The organism is Nucisporomicrobium flavum, from assembly GCF_016464385.1.
Classification (GTDB): Bacteria; Actinomycetota; Actinomycetes; order Mycobacteriales; family Micromonosporaceae; genus Actinoplanes; species Actinoplanes flavus_A.
Window position 1 is genome coordinate 95,272 of sequence record NZ_JADMLH010000003.1, and the last position, 25,234, is coordinate 120,505.

The window sequence follows — 25,234 nt, forward strand, 5'->3', positions numbered from 1 at the left end:
CGATCCGCCGCCCTGCCGCAGCGGTATCGCGGCGATCGCGCCGACCCCACGCCGTGATGGCCCCGGACAGCGTATCGATCCCTACAGCTCCCCGGGCTTGCCGGAAACGGGCACATCGCGACCCCCTGGAACGGCCCGGCCGTTCACCAGGTGCGACAGTTCACCCGCGGTTATTTGACCCTTATCAGCGAGATGTTCCAAAGGGGCGACCAGTTGAGCCGCGGTGGGGTTGGATGCCATGTCTGCCTGGATCGCCTTGGCTGCATTCTGCAGTTCAGAATTGTGCAAGAGCTGTGAAACATTGTCGCGTATCTGTCCTGGGGTTGCCAGCAGGCCGGATTTCACCAATGTCGAACCGGCGAGCGAGAAACGGCGACCCATCTCGAAACCGTCGTCCGTCATCGCGAGGATGAGTTGTGGAACGCCGGCGGCGGCACCGCTCATCATCGGATTGCCGCTACCCTGGTGAATGAGTGCGCTACTCGTCGGTAGGAGCATTCGCAGTGGGAACTCGCGCAGTACGCGCACGCTGTCGGGCAGATCGGTCAGCGTCTCCGCCTGGGCCGCCGGCGCGGTCACCACCACCTCCGCTCCCTCGCTGGTCGCCGCCTCGATGGCGTGGCGCAGGGCGGGGATCTGCGAGCCGAAGATGTTCGCGGTGCCACGGCTCCACACCAGGGTGACGCGCGGGCGGTCGGGCTTGTCGAGGACCCAGAGCGGCATGGCTCCCGGGCCGTTGTAGGGCTCGTAGCGGATCGGCAGCCGGAGGGCGTCACCGTGGGCGGGCATGATCATGCTGGGCGTCGGATCGATCACGTACCGTACGAGCGATCGGTCGAGCTTGATCCCGTAGGCGGCGAAGGCGTCCGTGGGGTCGTACAGGCTCGTCTCGGCCGCTCCGAACATGCCGAGCGAGTGATAGACCGAGGGCACGCCGGTCACCGCGGCTGCCAGGACGCCCTCCGGCGTCATGAGATCGTGGATGATCAGGTCCGGCCGCCACGCGCGGGCGAACTCGACGGCCGACCGGTAGTTGCGGCCGATGATGTGCCGCGACTCCTCGCGGAATCGCGGCTCCTCGGCCGCGATGTCGTAATCGGCCACGTCAGCCACCGGCTGCCCGGTGATCGGATGGAGCAGCGGAACGTCGTCGGTGAACGTCTCGGGGGCCTGCGCCGCCGCCGCGTAGCGCGCGAGCCGCTCCAGCTCCACCACACCGACCGGTTCGAAGATCTGAACCGGCGTGATGCCGGCCTGCTCGATGGTGGCGGTCTGGGTCGGCGCGCACGCGAACCTGACGTCGTGCCCGGCCGCCTGCATGGCCCAGCCAAGGGGAATCATGCAGTAGTACAGGCCACGCCAGTTCGTGGTGGTGAACAGGACTCGCATGCCGGTTGCTCCTTGTCGTAGGGCTCAGGCCACGCCCGCGAACTCGCGGACGGTCGCGACCGTGTAATCGATCATTTCGGCGGTCAGACCGGGATAGACGCCGACCCAGAACGTGTTGTTGGTGACCACGTCCGAGTTGATGAGTTCGTGGGCGATGCGGAACTCCCGGTCCTGATACGCGGGATGCCGGGTGAGGTTGCCGCCGAAGAACCGGCGGGTGGCCACCCGCCGCGACTCGAGGAAGTCGGTCAGCCCCCGCCGGGTGAAGGGCGCGTCCGGCTCGACCGTGATGACGAAGCCGAACCAGCTCGGGTCGCTGTCCGGGGTGGGGCGAGGCAACAGCAGACCCGGCACGTCCGCGAGTCCATCGCGCATCCGCTGCCAGTTGCGCCGGCGGGCCGCGCCGAACTCGGCCACCTTGGCCAGCTGGCTCAGGCCGAGGGCGGCCTGCAAGTCCGTCGACTTCAGGTTGTATCCGACGTGGGAGAAGATGTACTTGTGGTCGTAGCCGTGTGGCAGCGTCCCCAGCTGATAGTCGAAGCGTTTGCAGCAGGTGTTGTCATTTCCGGGCTCGCACCAGCAATCCCGTCCCCAGTCGCGGAGCTGCTCCACGATGCGTGCCAGGGCGAGGTTGCGGGTGACCACGCAGCCGCCCTCGCCCATCGTGATGTGGTGAGCCGGATAGAAGCTGACCGTGGCCAGGTCGCCGAAGGTGCCGGTCAGCCGGCCGCGGTAGGTCGAACCGACCGCGTCGCAGTTGTCCTCGATCAGGAACAGGTCGTGCTTGCGTGCCAGCGCGGCAACCTCGGCGACCGCGAAGGGATTGCCCAGCGCGTGCGCGATCATGATGGCCCGGGTACGTGGCGTGATGGCGTCGGCGACGCGCTCCGGAGTGGTGTTGTAGGTGCCCAGTTCGATGTCGACGAAGACCGGCACCATGCCGTTCTGCAGGATCGGGTTCACCGTGGTCGGAAAGCCGGCCGCTACGGTGATCACCTCGTCGCCGGGCCGCAGGCGGCGCTCGCCGAGGGTGGGTGAGGTCAGGGCTGACAGCGCCAGGAGGTTGGCGGACGATCCCGAGTTCGTCAGATGCGCCTTACGGAGTCCGAAGAATCGGGCGAACTCCCGCTCGAAGCGGTTGCTGCTCACCCCGGCGGCGATCCGCATGTCGAGCGCGGCCTCGACCAGGGCCACCCGGTCGTCGTCATCGAGCATGGCGCCCGAGGACTGCACCAGCGTCTCGCCGGGGACGAAGTTGTCGTCCGACCGCAGACGGTGGTACTTGCGGACCAACTCCAGGATCTCGGTCTTGGCTTCGGTCATCAGCTGCCTCTCTTCACGCGGACTGGTGGGTGAGGGCGGCATGCCACATCTCCCGGAGCGAGTTCCGCGGGGGAGTGACGGCACGCCAGCCCAGCAAAGCGCTCGCGACGGTGGCATCCACCTTGATCACCGAAGCGCCCACGCCGAGGCCTGCGGCCTGCTCGGCCTCCACCACGGTCACCGGGACACCGCTGATCGCCACGAGGTCGTGCACGAGCTCGCGGACGCGGTACGCGGTCCCGCTGCCGATCGGGATCACCGCACCGCCGACCGGGCGGACAGCCGCCCGCAGCACCGCGTCGGCCAGGTCCTCCACGGCAATGTGATCGCGTTCGGCATCCAGCGCGGACAGGTTCAACGTCGAAGGTGGCTGCTCGTCGCGCAGGCGGACCAAGTCGGCGATCACCCGTCCGAAGAGGCTGCTCGGCGGTGCACCGGCGCCGAGCAGATTGACGATCCGGAGAACGATCGCGTCGACCGCACCTGCCTGGTGCGCCTCCGTCACGAGCTGGGTGGACAACAGCTTCGTCTGCCCGTACGTCGCCGTCGGGCGGGCCGGTGTGTCCGCGCTCAGCGGCTTGCCGGGGGCACCAACGCCGTACTCGTGAACCGTGCCGAGCTGCACCAGCCGCGCGCGGCGGGGAAGCTCGGCGAGTGCGGCGACGAGGTTCTCCACCAGGACCACGTTGCGCTGCCACATCTGCTGGTCGGTCGCGCCGAAGGCCCCGCCGGCGGCGTTGACGACCACCGCCGGCTGCACGTGCCGCAGCAGCGGGCCGAGATCCTCCGTGGTGGCGTCGACCGTCGCGCTTCTGATGCCGGGCTGGACGCCCGGCCGACGGGACACGGCGAGGACGTCCCAGCCGTCGGCGGCCATGGCTCGGCACACGCGGCGCCCGATGAAGCCCGACCCGCCGAGGACGACCGCCGAACGCCCGTCGCTCATCCGCGCCACAGCGAGTTGAGGCAGGCGAGCAGGCAGCGGGCCTCCACATTGAAGTAGTGGCCATGCTCGATCAGCGCGGAGATCTCGTGGAGGGTGGACCAGGCGAAGCCGTCGGGTACGTCGGTCGCGAAGCCCGCGTCGGCCTCGACGATGAGGCAACGGTTCGTCGCGTGATAGAAACGTCCCCCTTCCTCGGACTGAACCACGTCGAATCGGACGGCGCCGGCCGGCGCGCCGACGACGTCGGCGAGGAAGGGTGGCGTGGAGTCCGGATAGTTGCCCGGCCGGCACTGCACGGTCGGGCCCATCTCCACCACGTCGAACGTTCCTGCCTGCGAGCGGGCCTGCAGGAGGACGTGCAGCACGCCGTCGATCTGCTTGGTGATGAAGGCGATGATGCCCGGGCCGACCGGGGCGATCATCGGTTGTGACCAGCTGGTGGTTTCGCGACCCTCCGTCTCCACCCGGACGCCGAGGACCGAGAAGAAACGTCCGTCGGAATGCCGCAGGTGCCCGGCCACGGATGTCCAGCCTTCGATCCCGCGCAGGCCGGCCCGCTGCCGGGAGATCTCCCGCGTCGCCTTGGCCGAGATGAACCAGCTCGTGAGCGATTGCCGGGTCCGGGGCGCCACGCGCCGGGAGCGGGCGAGCGCGCCGAGGAACGAGTCCTCGTCGAGCAGTTCGGAGCGTTCCGGCACAACGTCGAAGGGCAGGTGGGAGAGCACCGTACGGGTGTCCATGTTGACGAGGTTGGCCACGCCGAGCGCCTCGTGGAGTTGACCGATGGTCATCCAGCAGAAGGAATCGTGCACAGGCACGTCCTCGGTGACCTCCACGATCATGTTCCTGTTCCGTTTGCCGAGGAACCAGGACCCCTGCTCGGACTGCAGCACGTCGGTGATCGTGCGGCCCCGGGCCGGTTCGGTGAAGTACTCGAGGTAGGGCACGGTCCGGCCGCGGTGGACCCCCGTGTAGTTGCTCCGCGTCGCCTGGACCGTCGGCGACAGCTGGAACGTGGTGATGTTCCCCGGTTCCATCTTGATCTGTACAAGGCAATGCAGAACGCCGTGGAACTCCTTGACCAGCAGACCGAGTATGCCGATCTCGGGCTGCACGATGATCGGCTGCGACCACGCAGACGGCCGGCCCGGTGCGCTGAGGACGTCGAGCCCTTCGATCGTGTAGAACCGACCGCTGTCGTGCCGCAGATTTCCCGCCGGGTCGACGTGCCAGCCCGTCACGTCCGGCAGGGCGACGACGTCGATGCGCGGCCGCGCGGTGCGGAGCCGCTCCGCGATGGCTTGCATGATCAAGGGTGTCGGGGTGTGGACGTGCGTACGGGCGCCGGACGACTCCGAGCAGCGAAGGCTCATCGGGCGGCCGGTGACCTGCGTCTCGGGCGGCACTGCCGGCCTCCTCTGCTCGGTGAAACAGCGCAGGGTCATCGTCGTGAGGCCTACTCGAGCCGGGATCGACGCCGCGTCCACGTCGCCCCGTGCAGGCCTCCCACCGCTGCTCGAGCCAAAGTCGAGCGCCGGGCCGCATCGTCGACGACAGTGCCGCGGCCGTACCGTGCCGTAGCGCCGTGAGGAGCGAGAATGTCGATGAATAGACGTGTCGTCATCACCGGCATCGGCGTGGTGGCCCCGGGGGAGCCCGGGACGAAAGCGTTCTGGGAGCGGATCACGGAGGGACGCACCGCGACACGGACGGTGACAAGTTTCGATCCGTCGCCGTTCCGGTCGCGCATCGCGGCCGAGGTCGACTTCGACCCGAGGCGCGAAGGTCTGAGCGCCCAGGAAGCCCGGCGGATGGATCGCTCCGTGCAGTTCGCCGTCGTCTCGGTGCGCGAGGCGCGGGCGGACAGTGGCATCGAACTGCGCGACCTGAGCCCTGACCGGACCGGGGTCAGCATGGGCACCGCGGTCGGAGCCACCATCAACCTCGACGAGGAGTACCGGATTCTCAGCGACGGGGGCCGCCGGTGGGTGGTGGATCCGGCCTATGCGGTGCCCCACCTCTACGACTACCTGGTGCCCAGCGCCATGGCTCGGGAGGTGGCGTGGGACGTCGGTGCCGAGGGCCCGGTCGGTGTCGTGTCGGCCGGCTGCACATCCGGTCTGGACTCGGTGGGGCATGCCGTCGAGCTGATCCGTGAGGGAACCGTGGACGTCATGTTCGCGGGTGCGGCCGATGCCCCGATCTCACCGATCACGGTGGCGTGCTTCGATGCGATCAAGGCGACGTCGAACCGTAACGACGACCCTGAGCATGCCCTGCGACCCTTCGACCGGACCCGGAACGGTTTCGTGCTGGGTGAGGGCGGGGCGGTACTGGTGCTGGAGGAGTTGCAGCACGCGGTGAACCGGCGGGCGCACATCTATGCGGAGATCGTCGGTTTTGCCTCGCGGAGCAACGCCTACCACATGACCGGGCTGCGGCCGGACGGCCGGGAGATGGCCGCGGCGATCACCGCCGCGCTCGATCAGGCTCGCCTCGTGCCGGAAGCCATCGGGTACGTGAACGCGCATGGAACCGCCACCCGGCAGAACGACCGGCACGAGACCGCGGCGTTCAAGGAGGCTCTCGGTGCGCACGCCTACGCCACCCCGGTGAGCTCCATCAAGGCGGTCGTCGGCCATTCGCTCGGCGGCATCGGCTCGATCGAGGTCGCGGCGACCGCGCTGGCTTTGGAGCACGGGGTCGTCCCGCCGACGGCGAACTTGACCGAACCCGACCCCGAGCTCGACCTCGACTACGTGCCGCTGACCGCTCGGACGAAGCGCCTCGACGTGGCGCTGACGGTGGGCAGCGGCTTCGGCGGCTTTCAGAGTGCCATGTTGCTGGCGCGAGTTTAAGGAGCCCAGATGCAGACTGCGGTGACCGGTATCGGCGTGGTTGCGCCCAACGGTGTCGGGATCGGGGAGTTCTGGGCGAACACGCTCGACGCGCGCAGTGGGATCACCGAGATCCAGCGCTTCGATGCTTCGGCCTACCCGCTGCGGACGGCGGGCGAGGTGAACGACTTCGAGCCGTCCCGCCATCTGCCCGGCCGGTTGATTCCGCAGACCGACCGGATGACGCAGATGGCCTTGGCCGCCGCGGACTGGGCGCTCACCGACGCAGCCGTGGACACGTCCCGGGCCGATCCGCTGACGATGGGCGTGGTGACCGCGAACGCGGCCGGCGGGTTCGAGTTCGGTCAGCGCGAGCTGGAGAACCTGTGGGCGCGCGGCCCGGAGCACGTCAGTGCCTATCAGTCGTTCGCCTGGTTCTACGCGGTGAACACGGGCCAGATCTCGATCCGGCACGGCCTTCGGGGACCGACCGGGGTGCTGGTCGCCGAGCAGGCCGGTGGCCTGGATGCGATCGGCCACGCCCGCCGGCACGCCCGGCACGGGGTACAGCTGGTGGTGACCGGCGGTATGGAGTCCACGCTCTGCCCGTGGGGCATCGCCGCGCAGGTCCCGAACGGCCGGCTCAGCGATCATGACGATCCGCGGCGCGCCTACGTCCCGTTCGACGCCGAGGCCCGAGGATACGTCCCGGGTGAGGGTGGGGCGATCCTGATCGTCGAGGACGCGGCCAAGGCGTGGGAGCGGGGCGCGCCGAGGGTCTACGGGCTGATCGCCGGCTATCGGGCGACGTTCGATCCGCGTCCGGGATCGCCGCGGCCCTATCGGGTGGAGGAGGCGATCCGCGGGGCGCTGGCGGACGCCGATCTGGCGCCGGGTGACATCGATCTGGTGTTCGCCGACGCCGCCGGCGTGCCCGAGCTGGATCGGGCCGAGGCCGCGGCGCTGGCGGCCGTCTTCGGGCCGTGCGCCGTGCCGGTCACGGCTCCGAAGACGATGTTCGGCCGGCTCAACGGTGGGGGAGCGGCCCTCGACGCGGCCATGGCGCTGCTGGCCATCAGGGACGGTTTGGCCCCGCCGACAGTCAACGTCGGCGCCCTCGCCGAGGGGTGCGAGATCGACCTGGTGCGCGAGACCCGCCGGATGCCCGTCCGCGCGGCGCTGGTCGTGGCGCGCGGCTACGGCGGTTTCAACTCAGCCATGGTGTTGACGGCCCAGCCGCCCGGATGACGAAGCGGCGCCCAGCATGACCGAGCGCCCCGCAGGAACCCTGCGGGGCGCTCGTCTGTCCGGTGATGCGGACGACTCAGGTGGCCGGCACCACGGCTTCGATCAAGTGGTTCATCGGTCCTGCCGGCGTTATCCCGCGGAACTGCAGTCCCGCCTGCTCGAACAGGGCCATGAATTCGTCCGCCGTTCGCTCCTTCCCGCCCTGGGTGACCAGCATCAGCAGGTCGATGACGGTGGTGATACCCGGTGCCGCGCCCGCGTCCAGGAGCTGTTCGATCACGATGATGCGCGCTCCTGCCGGTGCGCTGCGGCGGATGGCCCGCAACGCCCGTACGGCTGTGGCGTCGTTCCACATGTGCAGAACGCCCTTGATGAGGTAGACGTCGGCCTGGACCGGTACCTCCTGCCGCGCGTCACCGGAGACGATCGAGCACCGTCCGGCCAGCGCCCCGTCGCCGCGCAGGGCCGGGTCGACGTCGGTCAGGGCCCTCGGTGTGTCGAACAGCACGGCCTGCACCTGCGGGTGGCGTTCCAGCAACCCGCGTACCACCTTGCCCTGTCCGCCACCGATGTCGGCGACCGTCGTGGTGCCGGTGACCGGCAGCAGGTCCGCCAGCAACGTGGCCGACGCCGCCGCCGAACTGGTCAACGCGGCGTCGAACAGGGCGCTCGCGTCGGGATCGTCCTCGGCCAGATAGGTGAACAAGTCCTTTCCGAACACGGCCGGGAAGACGCTGTCACCGGAGCGGACCGCTTCGTCCAGACGCGACCACACCTGCCACGCGAACGGTGCCCCGGCCAGAAGCACGAACAGCAACCGGCTGCCCGGCGCGTCGGCCCGCAACGCCCGGGATTCGGCGTTGTGTCCGTAGGATCGCGGGCCGGCCGCGACGAACACTCCGCGGGCGGCCAGCATGCGCATCAGCTGGCCCAGGGCGCCGGGATCGGCGTCGACCCGCTTGGCGAGCTCGTCGACGTCGACGGTGTCGTCATCGTCGATCGCGTCGGCGATGCGCAGGCGGGCCGCCGCAACGAGCGCGGCGGTCACCCCGAGGCTGTGTGCCAGCTCGTGCACCCGCAACGACGCGGCCTGCCGATCATGGATGGATTCCGGTGCCATCAACAGGTCCTTCCGGTCTAGGTCAGGAGCCGAGTACGTACTGGGCGTACACGGCGGCGTTCGTGTCGAACTGCAGCGCGGCGTGGCTGGTGGCCGTGTGGACGTCCCGCCAGGCGCGGGCGATCACGTTTTCCTCGGTCTGAGCGCGAGCGCCGCTCGATCGCAGGACACGCTCGACCGCATCGGTCAGCGAGTCGGCGACCACCGCGAAATCGCGGTGACTGCGAGCCACCACACCGTCGTCGATCGGCTGCCCCGCGTCGGCCAGCGCGCAGATCCGGCTGAGCAGCAGCTCAGCGGTGTCGGCGGCGGCGGTGGACCGGGCGAGCGCCGCCTGCACGGCGGGCTTCTCCCGCGCGTGCACCACGCGGCCCATGGACATCTCCGTCTTGGTGGAGATCCACGACGACCAGTGGCGCAGCGCACCGCGGACGACGCCGAGCACCGGTCCCGTCATCGTCAGCCCATTGATCATCCGGAACGGCACGGGAGCAGCCGGCCCGGCACGGCCCGGCTGGCGGCCGGCGAGCATCGTCTCCTGGGCGAAGGAGCGGTGCCGAGGCACGAACAGCCCGTCCAGGACGGCGGTCCGGCTGCCGGTACCGCGCATTCCTACGGTGAACCAGGTGTCCTCGATCCTGCAGTCCTTCTTCGGAACGAGGAAGAACCGCAGCCGGCGCGGTTCCGTGCCCGGTTCCCAGCCGGAGACCAGGATCCAGTCGGCGAAGTCCACACCGCTGAGGAAGCCCCACGACCCGGACAGCGTCCATCCACCGTCGCTGTCGGACACCTCGCCGCCGGGGATCACCCCGGCCGCGATCCGGACATCGGGTTCCTCGCCCCACAGCTCTTCCTGCCCCTCGACGGGTAGGAAGGTCGCCATCCGGGCGTGCGCCGCGTAGAGCGAGGCGCACCAGCCGGCCGCGGCGCAGCCCTCTGCGAGGGTACTGACGTCGCGCAGGAAGACGGCAAAGGTGCCGTCGCGCCCGCCGTAGCGGCTCGGCACGAAATGCCGGGGGAAGCCGGCCCGCGTGATCGCCCGCACCGCGGGTTCCGAAAGCACGCGATCCCGATCCGCGGCGGCGGCGTGCGCGGCGACGATGTCGCGGGCCTGTGACACGGGCGTACGGGGCAGGGAGACGATCGGGCGCCCGTTGACGGCTGTCATCCGGCCGCCTGTCCGGGCTCCTCCGCAGGCCGCTCGGCCAGGAAGAGGCGGTGCATCGCCTTTTCGCCGCTGTGCGTCTGAAAGTCGGTGAAGCCGGCCGCCTCGAGCATCCGCTGGTAGGTGGCGACCGAGTGCGTCTCACCGTCCGGCGTCTGGACCAGCATGATGAGCGAGAACATGTACGGGAGTGGATTCGTCTCCGGGGTGTCGTGCTCGTCGAAGGTGTGTCCGACGACAGCGATCCGCCCGCCCGGCTTCACCGCCGTGCGGATCCGCTTGAGCAGCTCGGTCGCCCGTTCCTCGGAGAAGTGGTGCAGCACGTTGGTGAGCATCACGATGTCGTAGGGCCCGCCCAGCGGCGTCGTGAACATGTCGCCCGCGATGAACTCGACCCGGTCGCTGAGCCCGAGACGTTCCGCATTGCGGGCGGTCACCTCCAGCACGTTCGGCCAGTCCAGCCCCGTGATCCGCGCGCGCGGCTCGCGGCGGGCGAAGCTGAAACCGTACGAGCCGTGGCTGCATGCCACATCGAGGACCTCGACGGTGTCGCGGTACGCGGCCCAGGGCACGAGCTGCTCCGCCATCAGGTCGGCGGCGCCGTTGTTGAACCACGACGTGTGCTCGGCGAAGTCCTCCCAGAAGTCGAATTGGGGGGTCAGGGCGTGGGTCTCGGTCACCGTGCCGCCGTGGCGGACCGCGTCGATCAGGTTCTTCTGCGCGTCCCACTCCCAATCGCTCGCGCTGAGCTTCATCGCGTTGCCGAAGTAGTGCGCGCCGGTGCTGACGAGCAGGTCCTCACTGCCGGGCAGGAGGGCGTACCCGTCACCACCACCGGAGCTGACCAGGCCGATCCCGGCCAGGCCGTCCAGCAGGATCCGGATGCCCCGGGGATCCGCTCCCACCTTTCCGGCGATGGTCTTGGGATCGTTCACCTGATCAGCCAGGAGGTCGAACAACCGGAGTTCCAGGGCGGTCCGCAGCAGCGCCGTCTTGACGTATCCGCGGGCTACGTCGTGCAACTGGCCGATCGTGATTCGGGCCGGAGCTGTGTCAGTCATGGTCACCTTCTGTCGTCAGCCGGGCCGTCATCGTCGCGGTCGCGCTTCGAGGACCGCTAGAAACACCCTGGTCCGGATGGCGGCGGCTCCGACGTGGCACGAGCACGCCGCGAGTGCCGGCTGGCAGCGTCCCGGCCATGGACAGCGATACGTCGGTTCTGGTCGTCGGCGGCGGTCTGGTCGGCCTGTCGGCCGCCCTCTTCCTCGCCGACCTCGGGGTGCCGGTAATGGTCGTCGAGCAGCACCGGTCGACCTCGACGCTGCCCCGCGGCAGGAGCCTGAACCTCAGAGCGGCCGAGGTGTTCCGGGCGGCCGGTATCGAGCCGGCACTCCGGGCGGCGCCGCCGTCCTTCCTGCGCGATCTGCCGGAGGTGCTGCACGCTGAGAGGCTCACCGGGGCGGAACGATCCCGTACGACGCGCCAAGCGCCCCGGTCCTATGCGGCCGTGAGCCCGTCAAGCCCGATCGTGGTCGACCAGAACGAGGTCGAGCCGGTGCTCCGCCGCGAGGCCGAGCGGCGCGGTGCCGTAGTGCGGTTCCGTACGCAGCTGGTCTCGTTCGACGATGAGGGCCATCGGGTGACCGCTCGGGTGCGCGACGGCGTGACGGGGGAGACCTCGACGGTGAGCGCCGACTATCTGGTGGCGGCCGACGGGCACCGGTCCTCGATCCGGGCCGCGCTGGGCATCGGCATCACGACCGGAATGCAGGCGATCCGGTACGTGAACATTCCCTTCGTGGCGGACCTCAGCGGTCCCCTGGACGGCCGCCGGCTGGCGCTGTGCTACCTGGATCATCCGGTGCCGAATACGATCCTGACGCGGATCGACGATCCCCTGCGCTGGGTGCTGATGGTCCCGTGTGCCGAGGGGGAGGTCATCACTCCGGGCGACTGCCCGGGCCTCATCCGGCAGGCGATCGGGCAAGAGGTGCCGGTCCGGCTGATCGAGTCGCAGCTCGGCGACGACGGCCGGTTGCCGACCTGGGAACTCACCTCCTGGGTGGCGGATCGTTTCCGGTCCGGCAGGGTGCTGCTGGTCGGGGACGCCGCGCACGTCACCCCGCCGGCGGGCGGGCTGGGCGGCAACGCCGGGATCCAGGACGCGCACAACGTGGCATGGAAACTCGCGGCCGTTGTGCGCGGGCAGGCCACGGAGGCCCTGCTCGACACGTATGAACAGGAGCGACGGCCGGTGGCGCGACTGACCGCCGAGTTCTCCACCCGTTTGCAGACGAGCCGCGTCTCGGGGCTAGCCCAGGACGCGGTCCGTCTGGATCCGCTCGCGGTCAGTCTCGGCTATCGCTACGACTCGGCCGCCGTGCTGGGCGCGAGCGCCGGCGCCGAGCCGGCTCGGACCTTCGACGGTTCTCCGGGCAGCAGGGCGCCGCATTACCCGCTGCGGCGTGGCGGTCAGCCCATCTCCAGCTTGGACCTTTATCGAGGCGGGTTCGTCCTCGTGGCGGGTCCGCGGGCGACGCGATGGGTGGCGGCGGCCCGATCGGTCGTCCGGTTACCCGTGGAGGTCGTTCAGGTCGGGCGGGAGGTGGACGATCCCGAGGACTCGTGGGCCGAGACACACGGGGTGACGCAGAGCGGCGCCGTTCTGGTGCGGCCCGACGGCTTTGTCGGCTGGCGAGTCGTGGACGATTCGGCGGACGACCCCTCTTCGGCCCTCGTCGCCGCACTCGACGTCATCCTCGGCGGGTCCGTGCTGGCCAGGAGCGAGACGTGACGATCCGTGGGTGCTAGTTGCTGCGTACGGATGCGCTGAGCCGGCCGAGCGGATGCATGGGTGCGGTGTCGGACGACAGCACCGCCATGTGGGCCTGCTGCAGCTCCGCTGAGGGATCGAGCCCCAGTTCGTCGTTGAGCAGCTTCCTGAGTTCCTGGTAGGCGCGCAGCGCTTCGCCGCGACGGCCGGACCGCTCGAGCGAGGTGATGAGCTGGGCGTGCAGCCACTCGTCGAACGGGTGCATCGCGACCAGGGACTTGAGTTCGGCGATGAGCTCACGATGCTTGCCCAGCTGGAGATCGGCGGCGATGCGGAGCTCCAGGGCGGTGATACGTTGCTCGTCGAGGTGGGTGGCGTGGCTGCGCAGGACCGGTCCGCTGGCAACGTTGGACAGGGCCGGCCCGGTCCACAGGTTCAACGCCTCGTGCAGGGACTTGCTGGCTTCCGAGTAGTTCTCCTGCTCGAACAGCTGCCGACCCCGGGCGACCAGGGTCGTGAACATGGTCGCGTCGATCTGGCTCTCGTCCACCTCGAGCGAGTAGCCGGGGGAGCGCGTCACGAGCAATTGATCCGTCATTCGTTCGCCGACCTCGCGCTCGAACATTTTACGGATCTGATAGATGTAGGTCTGAGTCGTCGTGACGGCGCTTTTCGGTGTCATTCCTTCCCATAGTTCCTCGATGAGCGAATCAATGCTCACCGTCTGGCCGGCCCGAACCGTCAGTACGGCGAGCACTCGACGCACTTTCGGTGCACTGGGCGTGCAGATGCGACCATTGCTCATGAATTCGAATCGCCCAAGGACGTTGAACCTCAAGAGATGCTCCCCGTGTTTGTGATTCAAGGTGATTGGCGAAGATCGATTGGTTCCGCCCCGATGACAGTATGCGAATCCCGGACTCACCTCAAGGGTCTGACATCTATGGCACATCGTGGGGGTAGCGGATGACACGCGGTTGCATCGTTCGATGTAGACCCCCCTACATCCTTCGTTATCGAGGCGTTTGTCGAAACAGCGGAGGCGGCACGCGGCCTCGTCGAGCCCTCGACCCGGTCTCGAGCAGCGGGCCGCAGGATGCTTCCGTTACGCCCCACGATCAGGAGGCTGATGCGTGAGAACGTCCGACATTTTCATCAACGCCGCGGGTGTCTACCTGCCGGAACTGGTTGAGGCGCCCCGCACGGCCCCGGATGGTATGACGGGCGCGGCGGTGGCCGGCGACGTACCCGCGGTCGAGATGGCGCTGCACGCGACCCGCGAGGCCCTGGGCCGGTGGGGTCAGGACACCGACCTGCTCAGCCTGCTTCTTTACGTGGACTCGTACCACACCGGGCCGACCGGCTGGTGCCCGCAGTCCTATTTGCAGCGGCATGCGGTGGGCGGCAACGTGCTCGCGGCCAACTTCCGACAGGGCTGCAACGGCGTTTTCGGCGCACTGGAGATGACCGCCGGTTACCTTCGGTCATTGCCGCCGGAGCGGGCGGCCGTCATTGTCGCGTCCGACAATATCGACTCACCGCTCGTCGATCGGTGGAATGCGCTGGACGGTTTCGCCATGGGCGACGCCGCCACGGCGCTGGTGCTCAGCCGGACCGAAGGTTTCGCGCAGTTGCTGTCGGTCACCTCGACGACCGTTCCCGAACTGGAAGGTCTGCACCGCGGTGACGAGCCGCTGCATCCTGCGAATATCCTTCTCGGGCACCGGCTCGACTTCAATGCCCGCATCCGGGAGTTCGCCGCACATCGCGGCTTTTCCGAGGACATGGCACTCCATCTTTTCAAGACGTTGCAGGAAGTGGTAACACGCGCAGTGGACGAGGCCGACATCACATTGTCGGACATCACCCGCGCCGCGATGGCCAGCGAACCTCGGCCGAAACTGATCGAACGACTCCGGGCACTGGGCCTGCCGACCGACATCTCGACCTGGGATTTCAACCGTACGGTAGGCCATTCGGCCAGCGACCAACTGCTCGCCTTCGACCATTTGCTCCGGCAGGGTGAGCTCACCGCGGGCGACCATCTGCTGATGATCGGGCTGGGTCCCGGTTTGAGCATGGCGGCGGCGATCGTCAAGGTGCACGCCGTTCCGGCCTGGGCGCGCCCATGACCGTGGCCGAGCCGATCGCGATCGTCGGGATGGCCTGCCGGCTGCCCGGCGGGGTGCACACCCCGGAGGAGTTGTGGGAGCTGCTCCGATCCGGGCAGGACACGGTGGGGGAGATGCCGGCGGATCGCTGGGACGCCTATGTGCGCGCCCGGCCGGAGAACGCGGCCGCGCTGCGCAACACCACGCGCCGCGGTGCCTTTCTCACCGAGCCGGGTGCGTTCGACGCCGACTTCTTCGGCATCACGCCGCGCGAAGCGGAGCTCATGGACCCGCAACAGCGGCTGATCCTTACGTGCACCTGGGAGGCCCTCGAGGACGCGGGCATTCCGCCGGACTCGCTGGCGGGCTCCGACACCGGGGTGTTCATGGGCGTCGGCTCCGACGACTACGGCCGCCAGCTGCTGTCGGACTTGCCGCGAATCGAGGCCTGGACCGGTGTCGCGGCGGCCCCCTGCGTCGTCGCCAACCGCGTCTCCTACCAGCTGGACCTGCACGGTCCCAGCTTCTCGGTCGACGCCGCCTGCGCATCCTCGCTGGTCGCCCTGCATGCGAGCTGTGCCAGCCTGCGCAGTGGGGAATGCTCGGTCGCCCTGCTCGGCGCGATCAACGTCATGGTCGGGCCGGCACTGTTCATGGTGCTCGACGCCGCGGGCGCCATCTCCCCGGACGGCCGCAGCAAGCCGTTCGAGGCTGCCGCCGACGGCTACGGCCGGGGCGAAGGCGGTGGGGTGCTCGTCCTCAAGCTGCTGAGCCGGGCCGTCGAGGACGGCGACCGGGTACTCGCGGTCATCCGGGGAAGCGCCGTCAACCAGGACGGGCGCACCAACGGCATCATGGCGCCCAACGGTGCCGCGCAGGAAGCGGTCGTCCGGGCGGCGTTGCGCCAGGCCGGGGTGGACCCGGCGTCGGTGGGCTATGTGGAGGCGCACGGCACCGGCACCCGGGCCGGTGATCCGATCGAGGCGGCCGCGCTGGGTGCCGTTTATGGATCCGGCCGGGAACCAGGGAATCCGTGCCTGATCGGCTCGGTCAAGAGCAACATCGGTCACCTCGAGGCCGGTGCCGGCCTGGCCGGTGTGCTCAAGGTCGTGCTGGCCCTGCGGCACGGGGAGATTCCGCTGCAGGCCGGGTTCGACGCCCTGAACCCGGACATCGAGTGGGACCGGGTCGGCCTCCGCGTGGTCACGCAGCGTCTGGCCTGGCCGGAGAGCGGACAACCGCGCCGGGCCGGCGTCTCCTGCTTCGGCTACGGGGGCACCGTCGGGCACGTGGTCCTCGAGGAGGCACCCGCCGCGGCTGCGAACGGTCAGGCCGCCCGGCGTGTTCGCCCGGCCTATCCACTGTCCGCGGCCTCCCCGGCCGCCCTGCGAGCCGGGGCCGAGCGCCTCGCCGACGCCGTTCCCCGGGACGCGAACGAGACGTTCCTGGCCGGCTTGGCGAGCACGCTGTGGTCGCGGCGTACTCACCTGCCGCATCGCGCCGTCGTCATCGCCGAGGACGCGATGGCTCTTCGCTATGAGCTCCGCAAGCTCGCGGCGAGCCAACCCACCCCTCGCGTCACCATCGGCCATGCCCCGCGCCGGGCTCCGGCCGACGCTGTCTGGGTGTTCTCGGGGCACGGCTCGCAGTGGGCCGGGATGGGCCGTGAGCTGCTGCTCCACGAGCCGGCCTTCGCCGAGGTGGTGGACGCCGTCGACCATGTCTACCGCGCTGAGATGGGATTCTCGCCCCGCGAAGTGATCATGGGGGACCGGCTCGACACCGTGGACCGCATCCAAGCGATGATCTTCGTGATCCAGGTGGGACTGGCCGCCGTGTGGCGCGAGCTCGGGCTCCGGCCCTGTGCGGTGATCGGACACTCGGTGGGCGAGATCGCGGCGGCCGTCGTCGGTGGCATCCTCACGCTCGAGGAAGCCGCCATGCTCAGTTGCCGGCGCTCGAACCTTCTCCGGCGGGTGGCCGGGGGCGGCGCCATGGCGATGGTCCAGCTGTCCTGGCGCGAGGCCACGGAGATGCTCGCCGACGAAACGGACGTGGTGCCGGCGGTGCAGTCGTCGCTGTCGTCCACGGTGGTGGCCGGCAAGCCCGAGGCCGTCGCGGCCTTCCGGCGCCGCTGCGCCGACCTGGATATCGTCAGCCGCGCGGTCGACACCGATGTCGCGTTCCATTCCCCGCAGATGGAGCCGCTGCTCGACGATCTGCGGACGGCGCTGGCGACGCTGCGCCCTACGGCGCCGCGGATCCCGGTCTACAGCACCGCCCTCGACGACGCCCGGTCGACGGCCGCGCGCGACGACTCTTACTGGCCGGTCAACCTGCGTTCACCGGTGCTGTTCGCCGACGCCGTGACCGCGGCCGCCGAGGACGGTCACCGGACGTTCCTGGAGGTGTCGCCACACCCGGTGGTCACTCACTCCATCGCCGAGACGCTGTCGGCGCTGGACATCGAGGAGACCTTCGCCGGCGGGTCGCTGCGCCGCGGGCAACCGGAGTTGCTCACCCTGGCCACCGCCCTGGGGGCGTTGCACTGCCACGGCGTACGCATCGACGGCGACCGGCTCGCCGCCGGGCCGCTGCTCGACCTGCCGCCGGTACCGTGGCAGCACCGGACCTACTGGCGCGAGCCGGCCCGGGTCGCCGGCGACGCCGCGGTGCACGATATCCACTCCGGCAATCTGCTCGGTGCGCGGCTCGAGCTCGCGGACTCCGAGAACGGGCTGACCTGGCGTACCCTGCTCGATCTGGACAGCCGGCCCTACCCCGGCAACCACATCGTCCGCGGGGCGGAGATCGTTCCCGCCGCGGTCCTGCTCAATACGTTCTTCGCCGCGGTGGGCAGGCGAGCGCTCACGGATGTCCGCTTCCTGGTCGCGGTCCGGCTCACCGAACCGCAGTCGGTCCAGGTCACCGTCCGGGACGGGCGGGTGCGGATGTTCGTCAAGCCCGCGGCCGGCGAGGCGGCCGAACAGCGGTGGCTGACCAGCAGCACGGCCGCCGCCGGTCCGGAGGAGAGCACGGCGCAGATCGACCCGCGGCTCGCGTCGGTCGCCGATCGCTGCCCGGAGGAGCAGCCGGTCGACCGGGTCGGCGCCTATCTGAGCGCCGTCGGGATCGAGGGTGCCGGGCTGCCGTGGGACGTGACGAATCTGCACACCGGCGACGGTGAGCTGGTGGCGGACGTCCGGATCGAGATCGAGCCGGGCACCGGCCCCGACCTTGCCTGGGCCAGAATCGTCGATGCCGTGGGCTCGATCGCCCCGCTCGTGTTCGGCGGCGATCCGGTGCTGCGCCTGCTCGTCGGCGTGGACCGGATCGAGCTGCCGGGGGAGCCGGAGTCAGTGTCGCGGGTGTCGATCCGCGCGATCGGGCCGAACGCAGTCGACGTGCTGGTCAGCGGAGCCGGCGGGCAGCCGGCCGGAGCGCTGACCGGCGTTACGTTCGCCGAGCTCGACGGCGACACCGTCGCTGTCCGTCCTGACCGCCTCGTCCACCGCATCGAGTGGCACCCACTCGCCGAGCGGGCCGCGCCCGCCGTGCCGGGTGCCGTGGTGGTGGTGGGGGGTGACCCCGCGATCGTCCGGTTGATCGAGCAGCACTGCCGGGAGGCGCGCAGGCCGTACCGCATGATTGCCGGGCCCGACGCCGACCCGGACGCCTTCGCCGGGCTGACCGATGCCGATGTCGTCGTCGTGCCGGCGGGGCAGCCGGGCCCGGCCGTTGACGAACAGGTGGAGAACGACGCCTGGAGATTGGCCCGGACGGCTCAGCTGATCGCCGGGCAGGGCCAGCTGCGGCCGCCGCGGCTCTGGAGCATCACGGCCGGCGTTCGTACGGGCGCCGCCGCTCCCGCCCAGGCCGCGCTGTGGGGACTGTGCCGGATCATCGCCGGCGAGCACCCGGAGATGTGGGGTGCCGCCGTGGACCTGGAACCGGCCGACCTCTCGGCCGGAGTGCGCCACCTCGTCGGCCTGCTGGGCTCGGCGCCCGAGGCGGACGTCGTCGCGCTCCGGGACGGGACCCTCACCGAGGCGCGCCTGGCCCGGGTCGACGTCCCACCCGTTCGTCCCCCCTTGTGGTGCCGACCGGACGCGTCCTATCTGATCACCGGTGGGCTCGGCACGCTCGGGTTGCACGTGGCCGAGTGGCTGGCGACCCGCGGAGCCCGGCGGATCATCCTGACCAGCCGCACCGCGGTGCCGCCACGAAGCACCTGGGATGACCTCGCCGACGCGTCGATCGGCGAGCGGGTGGCCGCGATCCGGCGACTCGAATCGATGGGTGTGACGGTGCGTACCCTGGCCGTCGACTGCACGAATGCGGCCGCGATGCGGTCCGCGCTCGACGCCGATGCGCTTGGCATGCCGGCGATCCGGGGCGTCTTCCACCTCGCGGGGGTCCTCGACAACAGTCTGGTGCGCACGCTCGATCGGGACGGCCTGCGCCGGGTGCTGCGACCCAAGGTCGCGGGCGCCCAGGTGCTCGACGAGCTGTTTCCGGTCGGCACGCTCGACCACTTCGTGCTCTTCTCGTCCTTCGGGCAGTTCCTCCGGTTGCCCGGACAGGCCGGCTACGCCACCGCGAACGCGTTCCTCGACGGCCTGGCGCATCGGCGTCGTGCTGCCGGCGGGACGGACGTGATGAGCCTTTGCTGGACGTCCTGGAAGGGGCTCGGCATGGCGGTCGACGAGGTCGTCGACGCGGGCCTGCGCGAGCACGGGGTAGGTGCCCTCGATCCCGGCGACGCCCTGCTGGCCTGGGAGTACGCGAGTCGATTCGACGAGGCGCAACTGAGCGTCCTGCCCGTCGTCACGGCCGAGGGCATCGCCCGGCTGCCGATCCTGGCCGGGATCTCGGCCGAGGCCGATCGAGGCGAGGGCATGGCCGCCGCCGATGAGTTCGCCGGGCTGACCGGCGAGGCGCTGCGCGAACGGTTGCGGTCCGAGATCGCCCTCGAGGTCGGTGCGGAGATGGGGCAGGCCGCCGAGGACATCGACGTCCGACAGCCGCTGAACGAGTTGGGCCTCGACTCGGTGCTGACCCTGGCCATCCGGCGCCGGTTGGAGAAGCGCTACCAGGTTTCCCTGCCGGCCGCGCTCATCTGGAACCGGCCGACCGTCGAGGGGATCGGTGAGTACCTGGCCGGGGCACTCGACACCGGTCCCGCCGTGGTCGCCAAGACCTCCGACGACCCGGAGGTGCCGGATGCGGCATGACGATCTCTATGTGGCCGGCGTCGGCGCGTTCCTGCCCGCGCGGGTCTCGGTCGACGACGCGATCGAGTCGGGCCGCTATGACGTCGAGGAGCAGATGGACAGCGGCCAGGACATGGTGGCCGTCGCCGGGCCGGACCACCCCACGCCGGTCATGGCTGCGGCGGCGGGCCGTTCCGCCCTGCAACGGTCCGGGCTCCGACCGGACGAGGTGGAACTGCTGCTTCACGTGGTCACCGCGCACAGTGGACTCACCGGCTGGAACGCCGCCTGCTATCTGCAGCAGGAGGTCCTGAGCGGCGCGGGACTCTCGTTCGAGGTCCGACAGTTGTCCAACGGCGCCGTCGCGTCGATCGAGTTGGCGGCCGCCTATCTGGCCGTGCCCGGCCGGACCGCCGCGATGATCACCTCCGCCGACCAGTTCGCCGAGCCGATGTGGGACCGGTGGCGGACCAACTGGGGTCTGGTGTTCGCGGACGGAGCGAGCGCCGCCGTGCTCTCCCGGTCCGAGGGCTTCGCGCGGGTGGTCTCCAGCGTTACGGTGACCGACTCCTCTCTGGAGGGTCTGCATCGGGGCCGGCTGCCGTTCAGTTCCTCGCCGGTCGAGGAGGAGGTCCCGGTCGACTTCCGGGCTCGCAATCTCGACTTCGCGCTCTCCGCCGACCTGGCCGAGACCAGCCGGCGGATGGCCGACGGGCTGCGGACGGCCGCGTTCACGGCGACCAAGGAGGCCGATGTCGACCTCGGCGACATCGAGCACGTCATCGTCCCGGGCTTCGGGCGCGAGCTCCTGCGCCGGGAGTGCCTGGAGCCGCTCGGGATTCCCGTGTCGCGTACCACGTGGCAGTGGTCGACCCAGACCGGGCACATGGGCGCCGCCGACCAATTCGCCGCTCTGGCCTATCTGAGTGAATCCGGTCAGCTACGGCCTGGCGAGCGGGTCCTGATCATCGGCGTCGGCGGCGGATTCAACTGGAGTTGTGTCGTTCTCGACATCGTGGCTCATCCGAAGTGGGACTGCTGACCCTCAGTCCACCCGCACCCAATGCGAGGAGAAGAAATGCCTGACGCTCGTACAGAACTACTCGGGAAGATCACCGAGTTCTTCAAGAACGGCCTGCTCGAGCCGGAGCAGGCGGCCGAGCTCACGCCGGAGACCTCCCTGCGCCAGTGGGGAGCCCTGAACTCGCTGAAGATGGCGAGGCTGATCGGCTGGATCCGCGAGGATCTGGGCGTGGAGATCCCGATGCGGAAGCTGACCGGGGCCAACTTCCGCACGCTCAACGACATCACCGACCTGGTGCTTGAGGAGCGCATGGGAAGCAGCGTCGCCTGAGGCCGACGAGCATCCCCGAACGCAGCCGGCCGCCCCCCGTCCCGGCTGCGAGCGAGCGGCTCCGCGGATGAGCGGAGCCGCTCGTCGGGGAAGGGGGATGGGGTTCGCTTCGTGCCGAGTCCGTCGGCCGTATCGGGAAGGTGAGAACGGTGACCGCTAGGCGTCAGCCGCTATGAGAATCGTCGTGACCGGGGGAGCCGGTTTCATCGGTTCGAACTTCGTTCGGTCTGCGCTGGGAGGCGAGCTCAGCGGGTTGCGTGACGCGCAATTCACGGTCCTCGACAAGCTGACCTACTGCGGCCGGGTCAAGAACATCGCGTCGATGCTCGGCGACGCGCGGCTGTCGTTCGTGCGAGGCGACATCTGCGACGCCGACCTGATCGATCGTCTGATGGCGGATCATGACGCCGTCGTGCATTTCGCAGCCGAGACTCATGTGGACCGTTCGGTCGCAGACGGAGACGCGTTCGTCCGCACGAATGTCCTGGGCACCCAGACGCTGCTGGCCGCGGCCGTCCGGCACGGCATCCGTCGCTTCGTGCACGTGTCGACGGACGAGGTGTACGGCTCGATCGACCGTGGGTCCTGGCGTGAGGACCAGGTCCTGGACCCGAGCTCGCCCTATTCGGCCGCGAAAGCCGGCTCCGACCTGCTCGCCCTCGCCTATCACCGGACGCACGGACTGCCCGTCGTGGTGACCCGGTGCTCCAACAACTACGGCCCCTACCAGTTTCCGGAGAAGGTCATTCCCCTGTTCGTGCTGCGCCTGCTCGCCAGGCAGACCGTTCCGGTCTACGGCACCGGCCAGAACGTGCGCGACTGGCTGCACGTCAGTGATCACTGCCGGGGGGTTGCGCTGGCGTTGCTGGGCGGGCGTCCGGGCGAGGTCTATCACATCGGCGGCGGACTCGAGCTGACCAATCTGGAGCTCACCGCCCGCATCGTCAAGGCCTGTGACGCCTCGTGGGACCAGGTCGTCTATGTCGAGGACCGGCCGGGGCACGATCGTCGGTACTCGCTCGACCACAGCAAGATCACGGAAGAACTCGGCTATCGCCCCCTGGTGGACTTCGAGCGCGGGCTCGCGGCGACGGTCGAGTGGTACCGGACCCACCAGGGCTGGTGGGAGTCGGACCAGGCCGCCTCGCCGAGCTGAGCTTCCTGTCCACGGCGATTCCACCGACCCGTGCCGCCCGCGACTCGGGGCGCCGCGGGGTGTTCAGCCCAGGTAGGTCCGGGCCAGGGCGGATCGGAGATCCCGCAGGTCACGCGCGAGCGCCCGACGCTGGATCAGGCGCAGGATCGGCCACAGGATGAAGTTGCGCAGTCGCAGGTCGATGACGTGATGGATCCAGGTGCCATCGGGTGCGGCCGCGACCACAAAGGTGAGTTCGGCCGACCTGAACATCGACGATTCGAGAAGGTTGAACGCGAGCTCCCGGCCAGGGTCGAATCGGGTGACTTCGAACCGCTGACGATTGCCGGACGGCGCGACGGTCGTGGCTGTCCAGCCCACGCCCACGGGCCCGTCGGAGTCCGGGATGACCTCCGCCACGCTCCGGTCCCACAGAGGTGAGGTCTGGACCGGCGAGGCGAGAAAGCTCCAGGTCTGGTCGAGGGTTACCGGGGTGAGGATCGAGGACTCGAGTCGCACGGGTGGACCTCCAAGCCGAAATTGTCCTATTCTACGACGTAGAGTACAGCGTCGAGGTATCCATAGAGGAAGAGGGCCCATGTCACCCGATCCGCAGACTGCGCGCGCCGTGCGACCGGCCCGCTGGTTTCATCTGCCGTTTCGTCTGCTGAGCAGCCTGGTGGCCGTGCTCTACGCGCTGCAGGCTGTCTTCGCCGGACAAATCATGGCCGGAACCTTCGGCTCGCTTCTGGTGCACCAGAACACTGCGGCTTTCACCGACATGGTTCTCGTCGTGACCATTCTGGCGGCGGTGCTGCAGCGCTGGCCGGGTCGTGGTCCGCTCTGGCCGGTCGCGGCGGTCCCCGCTCTGCTGGGCCTCTCGGCCCTGCAGAACTATCTCGGATTCTCGCGTCTCATGACCTTTCACGTGCCACTCGGAGTGCTCATCATCGTTCTGTCGTTCCTGCTTGCCCGCCGGGCCTGGCTCCTCCCCGGCGCTGGTCAGGCCACACCGAGCGCCGAGCGCGAGGTGAGCGGAGTTGCCTGAGCTGACACGGCGCAGCCTGCTCGCCTCGCTGGGAATCTCGGCCGTGGGTGCGGCCCTCGGTGTTCCGCTTCTGGCCGGCGCCCGGGGATCGTCGTCCACCGGCGCGTTGCTGCGCAGCCAGCTGCGGCTGCCGGATCCGTTCCAGCGCGCGCTCCCGCGGCCGCCGGAGCTGGACCCGGTGCGATCGGACGGTGCCACCGACTACTTCGAGATCACCCAGAAGGAATCCGTCGCCGAGTTGCTGCCGGGAGTCCGCACCGCGATCTGGGGCTACAACGGGATCTTCCCGGGGCCGACGCTGGTCTCGCGGCGGGGGCGCCGCGCGGTGGTCAACCACCGCAACACCCTGCCGGTCCCGGTCGTGGTGCATCTGCACGGCGGCCGCACCCCGCCGGAGCACGACGGCTATCCGACCGACCTTCTGCTGCCGGTCGGCGGGGCGGCGACCAACGGGCATCACGTCGGCAGCCATAACGTCACCGTGGGCGAGCGGGATTACCACTATCCGATGGAGCAGCGCGCGGCGACGCTCTGGTATCACGACCATCGCATGGACTTCACCGCGCCGGCCGTGTGGCGTGGTCTCGCCGGTTTCCATCTGATCCGTGACGACGAGGAGGATCGGCTCCCGCTGCCGCGGGGCGACCGGGAGATCCCGTTACTGATCGCGGATCGGTCCTTCGCCGCCGACGGCTCCCTGCGCTATCCGAGCATCGACTCGTCGCTGACCGGAGCGCCGGGGGTCAACGATCCGTATCGGGGCGGGGTGCTGGGCGACGTGATGCTGGTGAACGGCGTCGCCTGGCCGCGGGCAGAAGTGGACGGCGCCCGCTACCGCCTCCGGCTGCTCAATGGCTGCAACGCGCGACGGTTGCGGCTCAAGCTGGATCCCGCGCCGAAGGACGGGTCCGGCCTGACGCAGATCGGATCCGACCTCGGACTGCTCGAGCGGCCGATCCGGCACGAGGCGATCGAGCTCGCCTCGGCCGAGCGGTACGACGTGATCGTGGACTTCGGACAGTACGACCCCGGTACGGACGTGACGCTGGTCAACGACTTCGGTGCCGGGCGGACGGTCGACGTCATGCGGTTCCGGGTGGGCGGCTCGGCGCGCGACGACAGCCGGGTGCCGGACACCTTGTCGCAGGTTCCGATCCTGCAGAGGGCGGATGCCACGGTCACCCGGGATCTGGTGTTCCGGTCCGAGGAGATCGAGGGCATGACCGGCTGGACCATCAACGGCGAGCCGTTCTCGCCCGACCACATCCACGCGCGACCCCGGCTCGGCCAGACGGAGCGGTGGCGCCTGGCCTCCGACTTCCACCACCCGATCCATGTGCACCTCGCGCCGTTCCAGGTGCTGTCCCGCGGCACCGGTGGCCCCAGCGCCTGGGATCACGGATGGAAGGACACTGTGGACATCCGGCCGTTCGAGCACGTCGAAATCCTCATCCGGTTCGAGGGATACGCCGGCAAGTACGTCTTCCACTGCCACAACCTCGAACATGAGGACATGATGATGATGGGCAACTTCGAGACCCTGGCCTGAGGCTCGGTGCCGGGTCGCTCGGC

The 25,234-nt window shown here is 69.5% G+C and carries 19 protein-coding genes; 10 read left to right on the plus strand and 9 right to left on the minus strand.

All coding sequences use genetic code 11. From position 1 onward, the window contains the following. Positions 1 to 81 precede the first annotated feature (81 nt). The 4 genes from IT780_RS08525 to IT780_RS08540 are packed head-to-tail and all read right to left on the minus strand — an operon-like array spanning position 82 to position 5,064. Positions 82 to 1,389 (minus strand): nucleotide disphospho-sugar-binding domain-containing protein, encoded by a 1,308-nt coding sequence (locus IT780_RS08525; RefSeq protein ID WP_199510911.1) that lies wholly within the window; start codon positions 1,387 to 1,389, stop codon positions 82 to 84. Positions 1,390 to 1,413: 24 nt separating this feature from the next. Then, positions 1,414 to 2,715, minus strand: a complete 1,302-nt coding sequence (rfbH, locus tag IT780_RS08530; protein ID WP_199511444.1) for a lipopolysaccharide biosynthesis protein RfbH — start codon at positions 2,713 to 2,715, stop codon at positions 1,414 to 1,416. A 10-nt stretch (positions 2,716 to 2,725) separates the two neighbouring features. After that, positions 2,726 to 3,658, minus strand: a complete 933-nt coding sequence (locus tag IT780_RS08535; RefSeq protein ID WP_199510912.1) for an NAD-dependent epimerase/dehydratase family protein — start codon at positions 3,656 to 3,658, stop codon at positions 2,726 to 2,728. Beyond that, the gene (locus IT780_RS08540) at positions 3,655 to 5,064 is read right to left on the minus strand and encodes an NDP-hexose 2,3-dehydratase family protein (RefSeq protein ID WP_307831091.1); all 1,410 of its coding nucleotides are present in this window, start codon (positions 5,062 to 5,064) and stop codon (positions 3,655 to 3,657) included. The genes IT780_RS08535 and IT780_RS08540 overlap by 4 nt, the downstream gene beginning before the upstream one ends. Before the next feature lie 198 nt (positions 5,065 to 5,262). On the opposite strand from IT780_RS08540, the gene IT780_RS08545 reads away from it, so the two are divergent. Both IT780_RS08545 and IT780_RS08550 read left to right on the plus strand, forming a co-directional pair. Next, positions 5,263 to 6,516 carry a beta-ketoacyl-[acyl-carrier-protein] synthase family protein gene (locus IT780_RS08545; protein WP_307831092.1) on the plus strand — a complete coding sequence of 418 codons (1,254 nt, stop codon included), beginning with the start codon at positions 5,263 to 5,265 and terminating at the stop codon, positions 6,514 to 6,516. A gap of 9 nt (positions 6,517 to 6,525) precedes the next feature. Further along, a complete protein-coding gene (locus tag IT780_RS08550) occupies positions 6,526 to 7,743 on the plus strand; it encodes a ketosynthase chain-length factor (protein ID WP_199510915.1) in 1,218 nt (405 codons plus the stop codon). Positions 7,744 to 7,819: 76 nt separating this feature from the next. Here IT780_RS08550 and IT780_RS08555 read toward each other — a convergent pair whose 3' ends face one another. The 3 genes from IT780_RS08555 to IT780_RS08565 are packed head-to-tail and all read right to left on the minus strand — an operon-like array spanning position 7,820 to position 11,089. Continuing rightward, the gene (locus IT780_RS08555; RefSeq protein ID WP_199510916.1) at positions 7,820 to 8,863 is read right to left on the minus strand and encodes a methyltransferase; all 1,044 of its coding nucleotides are present in this window, start codon (positions 8,861 to 8,863) and stop codon (positions 7,820 to 7,822) included. 22 nt (positions 8,864 to 8,885) lie between these two features. Then, the gene (locus tag IT780_RS08560) at positions 8,886 to 10,031 is read right to left on the minus strand and encodes an acyl-CoA dehydrogenase family protein (protein WP_199510917.1); all 1,146 of its coding nucleotides are present in this window, start codon (positions 10,029 to 10,031) and stop codon (positions 8,886 to 8,888) included. After that, complete coding sequence (locus IT780_RS08565) at positions 10,028 to 11,089, minus strand: class I SAM-dependent methyltransferase (protein ID WP_199510918.1); 1,062 nt, start codon at positions 11,087 to 11,089, stop codon at positions 10,028 to 10,030. The genes IT780_RS08560 and IT780_RS08565 overlap by 4 nt, the downstream gene beginning before the upstream one ends. A 137-nt stretch (positions 11,090 to 11,226) precedes the next feature. Here IT780_RS08565 and IT780_RS08570 point away from each other — a divergent pair, with 137 nt between their 5' ends. Beyond that, positions 11,227 to 12,822 carry an FAD-dependent monooxygenase gene (locus IT780_RS08570; protein ID WP_199510919.1) on the plus strand — a complete coding sequence of 532 codons (1,596 nt, stop codon included), beginning with the start codon at positions 11,227 to 11,229 and terminating at the stop codon, positions 12,820 to 12,822. A 13-nt stretch (positions 12,823 to 12,835) separates the two neighbouring features. Here the strand turns inward: IT780_RS08570 and IT780_RS08575 are convergent, their stop codons facing one another. Next, entirely contained in the window at positions 12,836 to 13,753 is a 918-nt protein-coding gene (locus IT780_RS08575; protein WP_307831145.1) for an AfsR/SARP family transcriptional regulator, read from the minus strand. Positions 13,754 to 13,934: 181 nt separating this feature from the next. Here IT780_RS08575 and IT780_RS08580 point away from each other — a divergent pair, with 181 nt between their 5' ends. From IT780_RS08580 to rfbB, 5 genes are all read left to right on the plus strand, one after another. Next, positions 13,935 to 14,933 carry a ketoacyl-ACP synthase III family protein gene (locus IT780_RS08580; protein WP_199510921.1) on the plus strand — a complete coding sequence of 333 codons (999 nt, stop codon included), beginning with the start codon at positions 13,935 to 13,937 and terminating at the stop codon, positions 14,931 to 14,933. Then, positions 14,930 to 20,146 (plus strand): type I polyketide synthase, encoded by a 5,217-nt coding sequence (locus IT780_RS08585; protein WP_199510922.1) that lies wholly within the window; start codon positions 14,930 to 14,932, stop codon positions 20,144 to 20,146. The genes IT780_RS08580 and IT780_RS08585 overlap by 4 nt, the downstream gene beginning before the upstream one ends. Next, a complete protein-coding gene (locus IT780_RS08590) occupies positions 20,136 to 21,167 on the plus strand; it encodes a ketoacyl-ACP synthase III family protein (RefSeq protein WP_199510923.1) in 1,032 nt (343 codons plus the stop codon). The genes IT780_RS08585 and IT780_RS08590 overlap by 11 nt, the downstream gene beginning before the upstream one ends. Before the next feature lie 36 nt (positions 21,168 to 21,203). Then, complete coding sequence (locus IT780_RS08595; protein ID WP_199510924.1) at positions 21,204 to 21,479, plus strand: acyl carrier protein; 276 nt, start codon at positions 21,204 to 21,206, stop codon at positions 21,477 to 21,479. 172 nt (positions 21,480 to 21,651) lie between these two features. Beyond that, positions 21,652 to 22,635 carry a dTDP-glucose 4,6-dehydratase gene (rfbB, locus tag IT780_RS08600; protein ID WP_199510925.1) on the plus strand — a complete coding sequence of 328 codons (984 nt, stop codon included), beginning with the start codon at positions 21,652 to 21,654 and terminating at the stop codon, positions 22,633 to 22,635. Positions 22,636 to 22,698: 63 nt separating this feature from the next. Here rfbB and IT780_RS08605 read toward each other — a convergent pair whose 3' ends face one another. Next, positions 22,699 to 23,214 carry an SRPBCC family protein gene (locus IT780_RS08605; RefSeq protein WP_233412499.1) on the minus strand — a complete coding sequence of 172 codons (516 nt, stop codon included), beginning with the start codon at positions 23,212 to 23,214 and terminating at the stop codon, positions 22,699 to 22,701. On the opposite strand from IT780_RS08605, the gene IT780_RS08610 reads away from it, so the two are divergent. Next, entirely contained in the window at positions 23,213 to 23,662 is a 450-nt protein-coding gene (locus tag IT780_RS08610; RefSeq protein ID WP_199510927.1) for a hypothetical protein, read from the plus strand. The genes IT780_RS08605 and IT780_RS08610 overlap by 2 nt on opposite strands. After that, complete coding sequence (locus IT780_RS08615; protein ID WP_199510928.1) at positions 23,655 to 25,211, plus strand: multicopper oxidase family protein; 1,557 nt, start codon at positions 23,655 to 23,657, stop codon at positions 25,209 to 25,211. Before IT780_RS08610 ends, IT780_RS08615 begins: the two co-directional genes overlap by 8 nt. Positions 25,212 to 25,234: the final 23 nt, after the last annotated feature.

Coding starts and splice junctions, on each gene's coding strand:
- IT780_RS08525 (WP_199510911.1), bottom strand. CDS start 1,389: ATGCGAGTCCTGTTCACCACCACGAACTGGCGTGGCCTGTACTACTGC.
- IT780_RS08535 (WP_199510912.1), bottom strand. CDS start 3,658: ATGAGCGACGGGCGTTCGGCGGTCGTCCTCGGCGGGTCGGGCTTCATC.
- IT780_RS08545 (WP_307831092.1), top strand. CDS start 5,263: ATGAATAGACGTGTCGTCATCACCGGCATCGGCGTGGTGGCCCCGGGG.
- IT780_RS08550 (WP_199510915.1), top strand. CDS start 6,526: ATGCAGACTGCGGTGACCGGTATCGGCGTGGTTGCGCCCAACGGTGTC.
- IT780_RS08555 (WP_199510916.1), bottom strand. CDS start 8,863: ATGGCACCGGAATCCATCCATGATCGGCAGGCCGCGTCGTTGCGGGTG.
- IT780_RS08560 (WP_199510917.1), bottom strand. CDS start 10,031: ATGACAGCCGTCAACGGGCGCCCGATCGTCTCCCTGCCCCGTACGCCC.
- IT780_RS08565 (WP_199510918.1), bottom strand. CDS start 11,089: ATGACTGACACAGCTCCGGCCCGAATCACGATCGGCCAGTTGCACGAC.
- IT780_RS08570 (WP_199510919.1), top strand. CDS start 11,227: ATGGACAGCGATACGTCGGTTCTGGTCGTCGGCGGCGGTCTGGTCGGC.
- IT780_RS08575 (WP_307831145.1), bottom strand. CDS start 13,753: ATGTGCCATAGATGTCAGACCCTTGAGGTGAGTCCGGGATTCGCATAC.
- IT780_RS08585 (WP_199510922.1), top strand. CDS start 14,930: ATGACCGTGGCCGAGCCGATCGCGATCGTCGGGATGGCCTGCCGGCTG.
- IT780_RS08590 (WP_199510923.1), top strand. CDS start 20,136: ATGCGGCATGACGATCTCTATGTGGCCGGCGTCGGCGCGTTCCTGCCC.
- IT780_RS08595 (WP_199510924.1), top strand. CDS start 21,204: ATGCCTGACGCTCGTACAGAACTACTCGGGAAGATCACCGAGTTCTTC.
- rfbB (WP_199510925.1), top strand. CDS start 21,652: ATGAGAATCGTCGTGACCGGGGGAGCCGGTTTCATCGGTTCGAACTTC.
- IT780_RS08610 (WP_199510927.1), top strand. CDS start 23,213: ATGTCACCCGATCCGCAGACTGCGCGCGCCGTGCGACCGGCCCGCTGG.
- IT780_RS08605 (WP_233412499.1), bottom strand. CDS start 23,214: ATGGGCCCTCTTCCTCTATGGATACCTCGACGCTGTACTCTACGTCGT.